We start from the raw sequence: 13,820 nt of genomic DNA, 5'->3' as shown, positions 1-13,820 counted from the left end.
TCAGGGGAACTCCCCTGCCGCCCCATTCACGTGGGGCGATCTGACCTGTCATCAGAATGAGACCATCATGTTTAAACCGGAACTCCTTTCCCCGGCGGGAACGCTGAAAAATATGCGTTACGCTTTCGCTTATGGCGCAGACGCCGTCTACGCCGGGCAGCCACGTTACTCACTGCGCGTGCGCAATAACGAATTCAATCACGAAAATCTGCAAATCGGTATTAACGAAGCCCATGCGCTGGGCAAACAGTTTTACGTGGTAGTGAATATCGCGCCGCACAACGCCAAGTTGAAAACGTTTATCCGCGATTTAAAGCCGGTGGTGGATATGGGGCCGGATGCGCTGATTATGTCCGATCCGGGGCTTATCATGATGGTGCGCGAAAACTTCCCTGACATGCCAATTCACCTCTCTGTTCAGGCAAACGCCGTGAACTGGGCAACGGTGAAATTCTGGCAGCAAATGGGTCTCTCGCGCGTGATCCTCTCACGTGAACTGTCGCTGGAAGAGATTGCCGAAATCCGCGCGCAAGTGCCGGAAATGGAAATCGAAATCTTCGTTCACGGCGCGCTGTGCATGGCCTACTCCGGCCGTTGCTTACTTTCTGGCTATATCAACAAACGTGACCCGAACCAGGGCACCTGCACCAATGCCTGCCGCTGGGAATACAACGTGCAGGAAGGCAAAGAAGACGCTGTCGGTAATATCGTACACGTTCACGAGCCGATTCCAGTGCAGAACATCGAACCAACGCTGGGTGTCGGCGCGCCAACCGATAAAGTGTTTATGATTGAGGAAGCGCAGCGTCCGGGCGAGTACATGACCGCCTTCGAAGACGAACATGGCACTTACATCATGAACTCAAAAGATTTGCGCGCGATTGCGCATGTTGAGCGCCTGACGCAAATGGGTGTGCATTCGCTGAAAATCGAAGGCCGCACCAAATCGTTTTACTATTGCGCCCGCACCGCACAGGTTTATCGCAAAGCGATTGATGACGCCGCTGCGGGCAAGCCGTTCGACACATCGCTACTGGAAACGCTGGAAGGGCTGGCGCACCGGGGTTACACCGAAGGCTTTTTGCGCCGCCACACTCACGATGATTATCAGAACTACGAATACGGTTATTCGGTTTCTGAGCGCCAGCAGTTTGTCGGCGAATTCACCGGTGAGCGCAAAGGCGATTTCGCGGCGGTGACGGTTAAAAACAAGTTCTCCGTCGGCGATAGCCTGGAGTTGATGACGCCACAGGGCAATGTCAATTTCACGCTGGAACATATGGAAAACGCCAAAGGGGAAGCGATGGCGGTCGCGCCGGGCGATGGTTACACCGTTTGGCTGCCGGTTCCACAGGATATGACACTGGAATATGCGCTGTTAATGCGCAATTTCACTGGTCAGACAACGCGAAACCCGCACGGCAACTAATTTAGCAGGGTTATTTTTACTGTGCGAAGATTCTTAGAATCGGATCACATACCGCCCCGGTTAATGCGGGTATTATGCATCTCGCTGAAAAACATAACCCATAAATGCTAGCTGTACCAGGAACCACCTCCTTAGCCTGCGTAATCTCCCTTACGCAGGCTGATTTTTTTTCAGCATTTCGCTGCTTTTCTCCCGCCCTGCTTTTTCCTGAATTACACTTTGCACATCAAATTCTGTCAGGATGAAAAGAATGAGTGCATTTCCCACAAGTTTATTGATTCTCAATGGCAAAAATGCCGGAGACGACCCGCTTCGCGAAGCAGTGAAACTGCTGCGCGACGAAGGCATGGATATTCAGGTGCGCGTCACCTGGGAGAAAGGCGACGCCGGGCGTTATGTCCAGGAAGCGTTGCAGCTTGGTGTGTCGACGGTGATTGCCGGTGGCGGCGACGGCACCATTAATGAAGTGGCGACGGCGCTGGTGAGTTGCGAAGGCGAGAATGTTCCGGCGCTGGGTATTTTGCCGCTCGGCACGGCCAATGATTTCGCCACCAGCGCGGCCATTCCAGAACCGCTCGATAAAGCGCTTCAGTTGGCGATTGTCGGTAAAGCGGTGCCGATTGATATTGCGCGGGTGAACGACAAAACCTGTTTTATCAATATGGCGACGGGCGGTTTCGGAACGCGCATCACCAGCGAAACGCCGGAAAAACTGAAAGCCGCGCTTGGCGGTGTCTCTTATTTGATTCATGGGCTGATGCGCATGGATATGTTGAAAGCGGATCGCTGCGAAATCACCGGCGACGATTTCCGCTGGCAGGGCGACGCGCTGGTGATTGGCATCGGTAATGGCCGCCAGGCCGGCGGTGGTCAGCAACTCTGCCCGCAGGCACTGATCAATGACGGTTTGCTGCATTTGCGTATTTTCACCGGCGATGAGATTTTGCCCGCGCTGTTCACCACGCTGACGCAGCCGGAGGAAAACCCGCATATTGTCGATGGCAAATCCGCGTGGTTTGAAGTCCGCGCCCCTCACGAAATCACCTTTAACCTCGACGGCGAACCGCTGCGCGGCGAGCGTTTTCGCATCGAAGTGGTGCCTAACGCCCTGCAATGCCGGCTACCGCCGGATTGCCCGTTATTGCGTTAAGACCGCAGGCCGGTTTTGTAAATGGGTTTTGTAGGCCGGATAAGCGAAGCGCCATCCGGCAATCAGCGCCACCGGGCATTGTTTGCCGGATGGCCACTCCCGCCACAGTGGTACAGTTCCGTTCACCCTACGAGCGGTAGACGCCTTAACTTCACCGAACGTGAACGGGATAAGGGGAGCTATCGCGCTCCCCTTATCAATCCCCGCGACCCCGCGGGGAAATCGGTGCTTCCCACTTCGCTCACCTCCCGAGTGTCTTCCTGCGGTCGGCTCGACTCGACATCCTGTCTCGGTTCGCCTCTGGCCGCCATCCATGGCGTCCAGACCTTGTCATTCACTCTTCGGTTCGCCGATTTCGGCGGGGACTCAACACCTTCGCGGTGAGATTTGCGCTGACAAAAAAGTTATCTGTAGCGGAAAACCCCGTAGGCCTGATAAGCGAAGCGCCAGCAGGCATTCTTTGCCGGATGGCGGCTAACGCCTTATCCGGCCTACGATCCCACGATTTATAATCCCGCAGACCTCAATACGCCGCGACTTCCCGCGCCATCTCCCGGCTGTATTGCTGGCTGGCATTCACCAACATCCGCGTGTAATCCGTTTGCGCCGCGCCGCTAACCAACGCATCAACGGTTAATGTCTCGAGGATTTTGCCGTACTGCATCACCGCCACCTTCTGGCACAAATGGGCGATAACGCCCAAATCATGCGTCACCATCAAATAGGTTAACTGCGACTCCTGGTGCAATGCCGCCAGCAGATTGAGGATCTCCGCCTGCACGGACACATCCAGCGCCGAGGTCGGTTCATCCAGCAACAACACGCGCGGTTCAAGGATCAACGCTCTGGCAATTGCCACGCGCTGGCGCTGGCCGCCGGAAAGCTGGTGCGGGTAGCGCTCGCGAAAGGCGCGGCTTAAACCGACTTTATCCAGCAGCGTATTGACGCGCCGATCGCGGTCGTTAATGCCGTGGATCTGCAACGGCTCTTCGAGAATATCGCCGATGGTATGGCGCGGATGCAGCGAACCGTACGGATCCTGAAACACCATTTGCACCAACCGACAGCGCGGTTGGCTGAGGCGTTTTTCCAGCGGCTGATCATTGATAGCCAGTTCCCCTTCCCAGTGGGTAAACAACCCCGCCAGGCACTTCAGCACCGTGGTTTTGCCGGAACCGGATTCGCCCACCAGGCCGTAAATCTCGCCCGGTTGCACCGCGAAACTGACATCGCTCAGCACCTGATTGCGCTTCTCCCCTTCGCCAAAGGCAAGGTTGAGTTTTTTCACGTTAATCATTTCGCGCTCCTTATTCGCCAAGCCAGCTGGCCTGGCGCTGCAACACCGGCAACACTGGACGGCGGTTGTGGATTTCCGGCAGGGAGTGAATCAGCCCCTGCGTGTAAGGATGCTGCGCGTTATCCAGATCTTTCGCGGCGATTGACTCCACCACGCGCCCGGCGTACATCACCAGCACGCGATCGCAGAAGCTGCGCACCAGGTTGATATCGTGACTGATAAAAATCAGCCCCAGCCCGCGGGATTTCACTAAATCATCGAGCAAACCGAGCACCTGTAAACGCACCGACACGTCCAGCGCGGAAGTCGGCTCATCGGCAATCACCAGTTCCGGGTCGGTGATCAGCATCATGGCGATCATAATGCGCTGCCCCTGCCCGCCGGAGATCTCATGCGGATAGAGTTGATAAACCCGCTCCGGCTGGCGAATGCGCACCACATCCAGCATCTCCAGCACTTTCGCTTTCGCCTCGGCTTTTTTACCGGGGTGATGCGTGAGCCAGGCTTCGGCAATCTGATCGCCAACGCACACCACCGGGTTCAGCGAGTATTTTGGGTCCTGCATAATCATCGAGATACGCTTGCCGCGCACCTGGCGCATCTGCGCTTCATCGACGTTCAGCAAGTCGATATCGCCAAACTGCATGCGGTCAGCCTGAATACGTGCTTTCGCCGGATGCAAACGCAGCAGCGCGCGCCCGACGGTGGATTTACCGGAACCGGATTCGCCGACAATCGCCAGCTTTTCCTGACCGAGCGTAAAGGAGACGCCGCGCACCGCCTGGGTGACCGCGCGTCCGTTGACAAAATCGACATGCAGATTGCGCACATCGAGAAGCGGCGAATTATTCGCTGCGAGGATCGAGGATGTCACGTAAGCCGTCTCCCAAGAAGTTGAACGCCAGGCTGTTAATCAAAATCGCCAGCCCCGGAATGGTCACTACCCACCAGCACTCCATCATGTAGGTACGTCCGCTGGAGATCATCGCCCCCCACTCTGGCTCCGGCGGTTGTGCGCCAAGGCCTAAAAAGCCCAGACCGGCGGCGGTCAGAATGATGCCCGCCATATTCATGGTGATGCGAATGATCACCGACGGCAGGCACAGCGGCACAATGTGACGCCACAGTACGCGCGCGGATGAGGCGCCCTGCAAACGCACCGCCGAGATAAAATCGGCCTGGCGCAGCGAGAGCGTTTCCGCACGCGCCAGACGGGCAATTGGCGGCCAGGCGGTGAGCGTAATGGCGATAACCACATGTTCAAGACCTGGGCCAAGTGCGGCAACGAACGCCAGCGCCAACACGAGGCTTGGGAAAGAGATAAAAATATCGGTGACACGCATCAACACCATGTCGACTTTGCCGCCGAAATAACCGGCGCTCACACCGAGCAACAGGCCGAGCGGCCCCACGGTGACGGAAACCAGCAGCACAATATAGAGCGTGATGCGCGAGCCGTAGACCAGGCGGCTGAAGATATCGCGCCCGAATTCGTCAGTCCCGAACCAGTGCGCGGCATTCGGCGCACTCAGCGCGCTGTCTAAATCCTGCACCAGCGGGTTATACGGCGCGATAAGCGGCGCGAAGATCGCCACAATCAGCAGCAGCAAAATAATGCTGCCGCCAATCGCGGTGAGCGGGTTGCGCGCCATTTTGCCGACAAACGCCGCCGCGCGCCCCGCGCTGCGTTTCAGCCGCTGGCTGCGTTCGCGACGGGCAGTGGCGACCGGCGAATCAAGAGAGACCGTCATGATTTCGTCCTCGGATCAAAGAGTTGATACAGCATGTCGGAGAGCAGGTTGAGCATCACGAAAATCACCCCCACCAACAGCACGCAGCCCATCACCGCATTCATATCGCCAAGCAGCAAGCTGCCGGTCAGGTACGAACCAAAACCCGGCCACGAGAACACGGTTTCAATCAACACCGCGCCTTCCAGCAGCGAACCGTAAGCGAGCGCCACCACCGTCAGCAGTTGCACAAGGATATTGCGAAACGCGTGGTTCCAGATGACCTGGCGTTCGGTCAGCCCTTTTACCCGCGCGGTGATGATGAACTCCTGCGACAGTTGCGCCAGCATAAAGCTGCGGGTCATGCGGCTGATGTAGGCCAGCGAGTGGAAACCGAGCAGCGACGCGGGCAGCACCAGGTGATTGAGCGCGTTCCAGAACACCGCGCCGTTTCCCGCCAACAACGCATCCACGGTGATCAACCCGGTGCGGCGCGGCACAATGCCATCCAGCCCCAAATCCAGCCTTCCGGCGCCACCCACCCAGCCAAGCCAGGCATAAAACAGCAGCAGCCCCATCATGCCGACCCAGAAAATCGGCGTTGAATACCCGGCGAGGCTGATAATACGCACCACATAATCGGAAACGCTGTTGCGCCGCGCAGCGGCCAGTACGCCGAGCGGAATGCCCAGCCCCGCGCCAACGATAATGGCGACCGTTGCCAGTTCCAGCGTCGCCGGGAAGACGCGCACAATGTCATCAAGCACCGGTTTGCCGGTCAGCAGCGCGTTGCCCAAATTGCCGTGCAGCAAGTTATTCAGGTAAATCCCAAACTGGGTCAGCAGCGATTGGTCAAACCCCAGTTGCTGATAAACCTGCTGATAAGTGCTGTGATCCGCATCCGGGCCGACAATCGCCAGCACCGGATCGATCGGCATCACGCGGCCAATAAAGAAGGTCAGCAGCAGCAACCCGAACAGGGTCACCGCCACCTGCGTGAGCCGTTTCGACAGCCGTCTGGCCCGCGAGCCAGGTGCAAGCAGTAGCGAACTCATCCTTTATCTCCTCCGGTGGCGGCGCTTTTATACACTTCGCGCAGGAACGTGGTGGCCGACGGGTGCGACTGGAAATTTTTCACGTCGTTACGCACGACTACGGAATCGACCATTTGCGACAGCGGGATCAGCGCCGGAATCAGTTGGTCATAACGCACCTGGATTTGCTGATAGTCGGTTTTCTGTTTGGCCGGGTCGCGCTCAAGCAGCGCTTTGTCGATCATCTCGTTCAGCGGCTTGTCGTAAAAACTGGTGCGCCAGCCCTGGAAGTTGGTCAGCCGCGCTTCATCGCTGTTGTCCGGGTTATAGACCAGCGCGCGCAGGCTGGAGTGCGGGTGCGGTTCCACACCGCTGCCGCCACGCCCGACCAGCATGTCGAACTGACGTTCGCGCATCGCGCCGTAAATCTGGTTGCCGGTGCCGGTGATGATTTTGGCGTTGATCCCCGCCTGCATCAGTGTGGATTGCACAGCAATCGCGATATTGAGGAACGGTTGATCGGCAAGGACGCGCAGCGTGGTATCAAAGCCGTCCGGGTAACCCGCTTCCGCCAGCAGTTTTTTCGCGCGGGGAATATCCAGCCGGTAACCGGGATCGGGCAATGTCGAGGGCATGCCCGCTTTGATCGGCCGCTGGTGCAGCACGCCATAGCCCGGCATCAGCGCTTTGTTAATGCCTTGATAATCAATCAGGTAGCGCACCGCTTCACGCACTTTCGGGTTGGCGAAGTGCGCCTCTTTCATGCTCATCGCCACGTAATAAACAGTGCCCTTCTGCACCGCTTCAACGGTGACATTGGGGTCTTTACGCAGCGCGTTAATATCGGAGACCGCCATATTATTGGCCACATCCAGATCGCCTTTCGCCAGCATCAGGCGCAGGGTTTGCGACTCCTGAAAATGGCGCAGCACCACGCGGCTCAGTTTCGGCTCTTCGCGCCAGTAATGCGGGTTGCGCTGCATGCGCAGCACCTCTTTCGCCTGCCAGGTTTCCAGCATAAACGGCCCGGAACCGGCTTCGTTGGTGGTCAGCCAGCGGTTACCCCAGTCGTTATTCACCGCGTGGCGTTGCACCGTTTTGCTGTCGAGCACGCCAAGGTTGCCGAGCGCGCCGAGCGAGTAAATCACCAGTTGCGGATCGTTGGCTTTCGGCAAGGTGATTTGCACGGTGTACGCATCCGGCGCGCTGACCTGCTGGTCGATATTCTTTTTGCTGAAACCGTAGGATTTCCACACCGACGCCTGCGCGAGGTTCAGGTGCAATATTCGGCGCATCGACCACACCACATCGTCGGCGGTCAGCGGATTACCGGAGTGAAATTTGACGTTATCGCGCAGGTGGAAAGTCAGCATTTTCCCGTCCGGGCTGATCGCCCAGGACTCTGCCAGCGCCGGTTTCACGTTGGTCAGTTCATTCGCATCCAGTTCCACCAGCGAGTCGTAGAGGTTAACCACAATGCCGACCACTTCGTTACCGGTCATCGCCGCCGGATCGAGGGTCAGCAGGTTGTTCATATTCATGCCGATGATGAGCTGATCGGGCGGCGTGGCGGCTTGCACCGCGCCATTGCCCATCATCAGCGAGAGCGCGAGCAAGCACGCCCCCGGCAAAGGGATTCGTTTCATGTATATATCGCCTGTAGGGTACGTGTCCCGAAAGTCCGTGCTTTCGGGCATTTTTTATGTGTCAGTCGTGGCTGACGGTATTGGCTTCGATATACGCAAAATTGATGTCTTCGCCGAGCCCCGGACGCTGCGGCAGATGGACAAAACCGTCTTCGTCCATCGGGTCGACGATACTGTTGAGATACGCCGCCGGTTGATCGTAATCGAGGAACGGATGCAGCAAGCCACGCTCGTACCAGCGGCAGTTGCGAATCGCGCCGATCACCGCCAGGCTCGCCGCGCCGTTTCCGTGCACTTCGCAATCCATACCGAACGATTCGGCCAGGTTCGCCACTTTCAGGGTCGGTGAAATACCGCCCACGCCATTGGCACCGGCGCGCAGGATGTCGCAAGCACCCGCTTTCACCCAATCCGCACGGCTGTGATGTTTCCCACCCAGGCTTTCCGGGCCGATAATCGGGATCGATAAGTTTTCCGCCAACCAGACGTAAGAAGACATGCTCTCTTCTTCCATCGGCTCTTCGAACCAGGCGAAATCGAGTTTTTCCAGTTCCTTGCCGATGTACAACGCGTCAGTGCGGCTGTACCAGTGGTAGCCGTCGATCATCAGATCGATATCCGGGCCGACCGCTTCACGCACGGCGGCACAGGCTTTGACATCCATTTTCGGGTTCGGGGCGAACTTCACCGGCGGCATCCAGGTGTGTAACTTGATGGCTTTATAGCCGCGCGCCACCAGTTTTTCGGCAAACGTCGCATATTCGTCCGGCGTGGAAAGGCCGCCTTCCAGCTCGTCGCCGCACATGGTGCTGCCGTAAGCCGGGACTTTATCGCGGTAGCCGCCAAGCAATTTGTAGACCGGCATATTCAGCTTGCGGCCAATCAGATCCCACAAAGCTTGTTCGACAAATGACAGAGCGCGCTCGGTAAGCTGATGGGCGCTGCCGCGCTGCCAGTGGACTAAATCTTGCCAGATGCGCTCGCGATTAAAGGGGTCCTGGCCGACCATCACTTTGCGGAAAAAGGCGTTCAGCACGAACGGGCGCACCACTTCCGGCGGCGCGAACGAATAGCCCGTTGTGCCATCGTCGGCGGTAATCGTTAACATCGCCATCTTCGCCTGGGTTTCCGGCCCCGGATGCGAATGCCCGGCGCTGTCGGAAACCCGGCGCGTCGGGTGCTGGAAGACGGTGACGTTTACAGATTCAATTTTCATTGCGTGTCCTTGAGTTTTTGAAAAGCCGTTTCAGAATAAAATATATGCACAAAATCTGGCCGCTTCCTCGGACAAATAGCGCTAAGCAGCGGCCATTTTTTGGGCATGCACACGAGGATGCGTGACATTTTTCACAAAAGGTTACGGAAATGTGATCAAGATCGGCGAGGGAATGCACGAGGTTTGAAACAGGGTTTTTGTTTTACCCTCCTCCCGCAGGAAGAGGGTAAAAGCCACCATCAGGCGATGGTCACTTTCTCATCAAGGTAGACGTCCTGCACGGCGTTAATCAGTTTCACGCCGTCGGCCATCGTTTTCTTAAACGCTTTACGACCGAGGATCAAGCCCATGCCGCCCGCGCGTTTGTTAATCACCGCCGTGCGCACAGCATCGCCGAGATCCGTGTCACCGCCTGACGCACCACCGGAGTTGATCAGCCCGGCGCGGCCCATATAGCAGTTCGCCAGTTGGTAACGCACCAGGTCGATGGGGTTATCGCTGGTCAGCTTGCTGTAAACGCGATCGTCGGTGTAGCCGAAGTTCACCGCTTTATAACCGCCGTTATTTTCCGCCATTTTCTGCTTCACGATATCCGCGCCAATGGTGGCGGCGATATGGTTCGCCTGGCCGGTGAGATCGGCGGAAGCATGGTAATCCACGCCGTCTTTCTTGAACGCCGAGTTACGCAGATACGCCCACAGCACCGTGACCATGCCCAGTTCATGAGCGCGTTCGAACGCAGCGGAAATCTCTTCAATCTGGCGGCGGGATTCAATCGAGCCAAAATAGATGGTCGCGCCAACCGCGACAGCGCCCATATTGAAGGCCTGCTCTACGCTGGCGTACAGCGTCTGGTCATATTCGGTGGGATAGCTGAGGGTTTCGTTGTGATTCAATTTCACCAGGAACGGAATGCGGTGCGCGTAACGGCGGGAAACCGACGCCAGCACGCCGTAGGTGGAAGCCACACAGTTACAGCCCGCTTCAATGGCCAACTCAACGATATTCTTCGGATCGAAATAGAGCGGATTAGCAGCAAACGACGCGCCTGCCGAGTGCTCAATGCCCTGGTCTACCGGCAGAATCGACAGATAACCGGTCCCCGCCAGCCGCCCATGGTTATACAGCGTCTGCATATTTCGCAGTACCGCAGGCGGACGGTTATTGTCGATCATCACGCGGTCGACATAATCGTGGCCAGGCAGATAAAGCTGATCGGCGGGAAGGGTCATGCAACGGTGTTGTAGTAGGCTTTCGGCGTCTTTGCCAAGCAACTGCACAATATCAGTCATAGCTATGCTCCCGTAAGCTTCGCGCGAGGCGAATTGGATTATCCTTACCCATCCTTGCGATGGGCAAAAATAAGCCTGGTACCGTGACGCGAGATTTTCCACCGCCGCCCTTTTTTTCAGCATTATCTGCTGGCACGTTTCGGATCCTGATTTACCACCATTGATGGAAGTGGTGAACCGGGCCGATGCCGTGCCCCACTTCCAGCGAATCGGCCTGTGCCAGCGCGGCGGTCAGCCAGTTTTTCGCCTCCACAATGGTTGAATTCCAGTCGGCATGACGCGGTCGCAGCGCCGCCAGCGCGGCAGAGAGTGTGCAGCCGGTTCCGTGGGTATTTTTCGTATTTATCCGTGGGGCGGTGAAGCGCTGCGCGCCGTCACGGGTGAACAGCCAGTCCGGGCTTTCGGCATCGTCTAAATGACCGCCTTTCATCAACACCGCTTCGCAACCGAGCGCCAGCAGCGCTTTGCCCTGGGCATGCATTTCGTGTTCATTATGGGCGTGAGGCGCATCGAGCAGCGCGGCGGCTTCCGGCAAGTTAGGCGTAATAAGTGAAACTTGCGGCAGTAAATGCTGGCGCAGCGCCACGACCGCGGACGGCGATAACAGCGGGTCACCGCTTTTGGCGAGCATCACCGTGTCCAGCACCACATTGCGCACCTGGTAGCGACGCAACCGCTCGGCGACGGCTTCCACAATATCCGTTTCCGCCAGCATGCCGATTTTGGTGGTGTCGATGCGCACATCGCTCAGCACGGAATCAAGCTGGGCGGCGACAAAATCCGGCTCAATGCGGTAAACCGACTGCACACCGCGCGTGTTTTGCGCCACCAGCGCGGTGATCACCGAACAGCCATACGCGCCGAGGGCTGAAAACGTTTTTAGATCCGCCTGAATACCCGCGCCGCCGCTGGGATCGGTGCCAGCAATGGTTAATGCGTTGATCCGTTTCATACGCGAACCTCCCCACCCAATGCATACAACGCGTCGAGAAACGCCGGGACAAAACTGCCCGGCCCCTGGCTTTGCGCCACCGCCAGGCTGCCCGCTTGCGCCATAAATGCACAGGCCGCAGCGACATTGACCAGCCTGTCGCCAGGCAATGCACAGCTTGCGGCAACGACGGCAGAGAGCGCGCAGCCGGTGCCGACCACGCGCGTCATCAGCACATGCCCGCCGGTGACCATCAATGTCCGCGAACCGTCAGTGATGTAATCCACTTCTCCGGTGACCGCGACAACCGCCCCGGTTTGCCGCGCCAGTTTTTGCGCGGCTGGCAGCGCAGTACTGGCGGTATCGGTGGTGTCAACGCCGCGCCCACCGGCAGGCATTCCGGCAAGGGCGAGGATTTCAGAGGCGTTAGCGCGAATGGCGGCAGGGTGCCGCGCCAGAAGCTGCTGGCAGAATTCCGAACGGAAGGTCAGCGCGCCAACGGCGACGGGATCGAGTGTCCAGGGTTTATGCACCGCATTCGCGCTGTCGACCGCCGCCTGCATGGCATCCGCGCGTTCGCGGGTGAGCGTGCCGACATTGATCAATAGCGCATCTGCGATGGCGCTGAATTGCCGGGCTTCGTCACGCTCAATCACCATCGCAGGCGAAGCGCCGAGCGCCAGCAATACGTTGGCGGTAAAGGTTTGTACGACGTCGTTCGTCATACAGTGTACGAGGGGGGAAAGATGGCGAAATTGCTGTAACGCGTGTGCGGTTTGCACACGATCAAGCAGGTCAGGTTGCATGATGTCGCTCCTGCCCGGCGTGAAGAAGGGATGCCGGGCGGGCATCTGACTTCCCTACGCTGGCATTATCCAGATCAGGTGGTACGGGTATTTCTCAGCCTTCACAAAGAAGGGCACCCCGAGTCATTTAAAATCAATAAGTTGTCATTAACATTTTATTGACCGGCAATCAGGATAATGCCGGTCAGAAGCGTTGTAAACGGGCTTTTCTCACGCCCCGGCGCAATAAACCCCGTTATCAACACGTGAAATTAATGGCAGAGTTGCGTCACTTCAGCCTCAGAAAGCCCGGTCATTTTCATAACGGTCTGGCTATCAAGCCCGTTTTGCAGCATGGTGCGGGCAATTTTCAGTGCCTCCTGCTGTCGGCCTTGTTCGAGACCTTGTTCAAGACCTTGCTCGAGACCTTGTTCAAGACCTTGCTCGAGGCCCTGTTTGAGGCCTTGTTTGAGTCCTTGGCTAATACCTTTTTGTTCAAGCTGTTGCGCGATGGTCATCAGTTCGTCCTTATATTGCGGCACCCGCTGCGCCAGTTGACGTATAAAACCTTCGGCATCGGGCGTTTCACCGACATACACCAGGTAGTTTATCAACGAAACCAATTGCTGTCCCGTTATGTACTCAGCCAACAGAATTTCAGTCAACCTGTCCAATAATTCGTCAACATCCCGCTGTTGAATGTGTTTTTGCAGCAGGGTCAGTGCCGCCATACTACGGTGGTTCATGATTTCATCATCAGGAATCATTGTTACATCAACTAACGGAAAATGGCTGCTGTAAAGCGTTTGCGCGGTGGAAGGATCATGAAACATATCAAGCCAATTAGTTGAATAGGGATAAGGGCTACGTTTACCGGTATAAAACAATACCGGAATGACCAGCGGCAGCTTTTCATGCCCTGCATCCAGATGCCGCTGCATCGCGGCTAGTGCATAACGAATCAAACGAAAAGCCATTTCGCTGTCTGGCGTCGACTGATGCTCAATCAGTACTTGAATATACCCGTCACCACGCGTTGTTTTCAGGCTATAAAGCACATCACTGTAAAGCGCGCGCAAGCTTTCATCGACAAAGCTTCCCGGTGCCAGTTGCAGCGTATTTAAATCGCAAATGGCAAGCAGCCTTTCCGGTAGATGCAGCCCCAGGAAATCACGGGCGATATCCGGGTGCGTCAGAAATTGTTTGAACACGGCATCATGCGGCATTGAAGTGACGCCACTTCCTTTCTTTTTAGACATCGCTCTCTTCCTGCTCATTAATGGTTCGAATCACTAAATGCGCCCAGAGAT

General features: G+C 56.9%; 12 protein-coding genes and 1 riboswitch. Of the genes, 2 read left to right on the top strand and 10 right to left on the bottom strand.

Going from position 1 to position 13,820, the window contains the following annotated elements; all coding sequences use genetic code 11:
* The first annotated feature begins 67 nt into the window (after nt 1-67).
* Together yegQ and yegS are read left to right on the top strand one after the other, a co-directional pair.
* Nucleotides 68-1,429: a tRNA 5-hydroxyuridine modification protein YegQ gene (yegQ, locus tag AAEY27_RS08035; protein WP_342324474.1), complete on the top strand. Its 1,362-nt coding sequence runs from the start codon at nt 68-70 to the stop codon at nt 1,427-1,429.
* Nucleotides 1,430-1,679: 250 nt separating this feature from the next.
* Nucleotides 1,680-2,579, top strand: coding sequence for a lipid kinase YegS (gene yegS, locus AAEY27_RS08030; protein WP_342324473.1), 900 nt, complete (start codon nt 1,680-1,682; stop codon nt 2,577-2,579).
* A 523-nt stretch (nt 2,580-3,102) separates the two neighbouring features.
* Here the strand turns inward: yegS and AAEY27_RS08025 are convergent.
* The 10 genes from AAEY27_RS08025 to AAEY27_RS07980 form a co-directional block, all read right to left on the bottom strand.
* Nucleotides 3,103-3,876, bottom strand: coding sequence for an ABC transporter ATP-binding protein (locus AAEY27_RS08025; protein ID WP_342324472.1), 774 nt, complete (start codon nt 3,874-3,876; stop codon nt 3,103-3,105).
* A gap of 10 nt (nt 3,877-3,886) precedes the next feature.
* Complete coding sequence (locus AAEY27_RS08020; RefSeq protein ID WP_342324471.1) at nt 3,887-4,750, bottom strand: ABC transporter ATP-binding protein; 864 nt, start codon at nt 4,748-4,750, stop codon at nt 3,887-3,889.
* Nucleotides 4,722-5,627: an ABC transporter permease gene (locus tag AAEY27_RS08015; protein WP_342324470.1), complete on the bottom strand. Its 906-nt coding sequence runs from the start codon at nt 5,625-5,627 to the stop codon at nt 4,722-4,724. The genes AAEY27_RS08020 and AAEY27_RS08015 overlap by 29 nt, the downstream gene beginning before the upstream one ends.
* Nucleotides 5,624-6,661: an ABC transporter permease gene (locus tag AAEY27_RS08010; RefSeq protein ID WP_342324469.1), complete on the bottom strand. Its 1,038-nt coding sequence runs from the start codon at nt 6,659-6,661 to the stop codon at nt 5,624-5,626. Before AAEY27_RS08010 ends, AAEY27_RS08015 begins: the two co-directional genes overlap by 4 nt.
* Nucleotides 6,658-8,286 carry an ABC transporter substrate-binding protein gene (locus tag AAEY27_RS08005; protein ID WP_342324468.1) on the bottom strand — a complete coding sequence of 543 codons (1,629 nt, stop codon included), beginning with the start codon at nt 8,284-8,286 and terminating at the stop codon, nt 6,658-6,660. The genes AAEY27_RS08010 and AAEY27_RS08005 overlap by 4 nt, the downstream gene beginning before the upstream one ends.
* Nucleotides 8,287-8,347: 61 nt before the next feature.
* Complete coding sequence (locus tag AAEY27_RS08000; RefSeq protein ID WP_342324467.1) at nt 8,348-9,502, bottom strand: mandelate racemase family protein; 1,155 nt, start codon at nt 9,500-9,502, stop codon at nt 8,348-8,350.
* A 239-nt stretch (nt 9,503-9,741) separates the two neighbouring features.
* Nucleotides 9,742-10,794 (bottom strand): class I fructose-bisphosphate aldolase, encoded by a 1,053-nt coding sequence (gene fbaB / locus AAEY27_RS07995; protein ID WP_342324466.1) that lies wholly within the window; start codon nt 10,792-10,794, stop codon nt 9,742-9,744.
* A 151-nt stretch (nt 10,795-10,945) separates the two neighbouring features.
* On the bottom strand, nt 10,946-11,746 hold the full coding sequence (gene thiD, locus AAEY27_RS07990; RefSeq protein ID WP_342324465.1) for a bifunctional hydroxymethylpyrimidine kinase/phosphomethylpyrimidine kinase: 801 nt from the start codon (nt 11,744-11,746) through the stop codon (nt 10,946-10,948).
* Nucleotides 11,743-12,531 (bottom strand): hydroxyethylthiazole kinase, encoded by a 789-nt coding sequence (gene thiM / locus AAEY27_RS07985; protein WP_342324463.1) that lies wholly within the window; start codon nt 12,529-12,531, stop codon nt 11,743-11,745. The genes thiD and thiM overlap by 4 nt, the downstream gene beginning before the upstream one ends.
* Before the next feature lie 34 nt (nt 12,532-12,565).
* Nucleotides 12,566-12,662: riboswitch (TPP riboswitch) on the bottom strand.
* Between the two features lie 120 nt (nt 12,663-12,782).
* Nucleotides 12,783-13,769 carry an Rpn family recombination-promoting nuclease/putative transposase gene (locus AAEY27_RS07980; protein WP_342324461.1) on the bottom strand — a complete coding sequence of 329 codons (987 nt, stop codon included), beginning with the start codon at nt 13,767-13,769 and terminating at the stop codon, nt 12,783-12,785.
* Between the last annotated feature and the right edge of the window lie 51 nt (nt 13,770-13,820).

Source organism: Kosakonia sp. BYX6, from assembly GCF_038449125.1.
GTDB classification, from domain to species: Bacteria; Pseudomonadota; Gammaproteobacteria; order Enterobacterales; family Enterobacteriaceae; genus Kosakonia; species Kosakonia calanthes.
Note: the sequence above shows the minus strand (reverse complement) of the source record. Positions and strands in the feature narration are given on the sequence as shown.

Bases quoted from the DNA above. Each gene is read 5' to 3' on its own strand.
- yegQ (WP_342324474.1), top strand. From the start codon at position 68: ATGTTTAAACCGGAACTCCTTTCCCCGGCGGGAACGCTGAAAAATATG.
- yegS (WP_342324473.1), top strand. From the start codon at position 1,680: ATGAGTGCATTTCCCACAAGTTTATTGATTCTCAATGGCAAAAATGCC.
- AAEY27_RS08025 (WP_342324472.1), bottom strand. From the start codon at position 3,876: ATGATTAACGTGAAAAAACTCAACCTTGCCTTTGGCGAAGGGGAGAAG.
- AAEY27_RS08015 (WP_342324470.1), bottom strand. From the start codon at position 5,627: ATGACGGTCTCTCTTGATTCGCCGGTCGCCACTGCCCGTCGCGAACGC.
- AAEY27_RS08010 (WP_342324469.1), bottom strand. From the start codon at position 6,661: ATGAGTTCGCTACTGCTTGCACCTGGCTCGCGGGCCAGACGGCTGTCG.
- AAEY27_RS08005 (WP_342324468.1), bottom strand. From the start codon at position 8,286: ATGAAACGAATCCCTTTGCCGGGGGCGTGCTTGCTCGCGCTCTCGCTG.
- AAEY27_RS08000 (WP_342324467.1), bottom strand. From the start codon at position 9,502: ATGAAAATTGAATCTGTAAACGTCACCGTCTTCCAGCACCCGACGCGC.
- fbaB (WP_342324466.1), bottom strand. From the start codon at position 10,794: ATGACTGATATTGTGCAGTTGCTTGGCAAAGACGCCGAAAGCCTACTA.
- thiD (WP_342324465.1), bottom strand. From the start codon at position 11,746: ATGAAACGGATCAACGCATTAACCATTGCTGGCACCGATCCCAGCGGC.
- thiM (WP_342324463.1), bottom strand. From the start codon at position 12,531: ATGCAACCTGACCTGCTTGATCGTGTGCAAACCGCACACGCGTTACAG.
- AAEY27_RS07980 (WP_342324461.1), bottom strand. From the start codon at position 13,769: ATGTCTAAAAAGAAAGGAAGTGGCGTCACTTCAATGCCGCATGATGCC.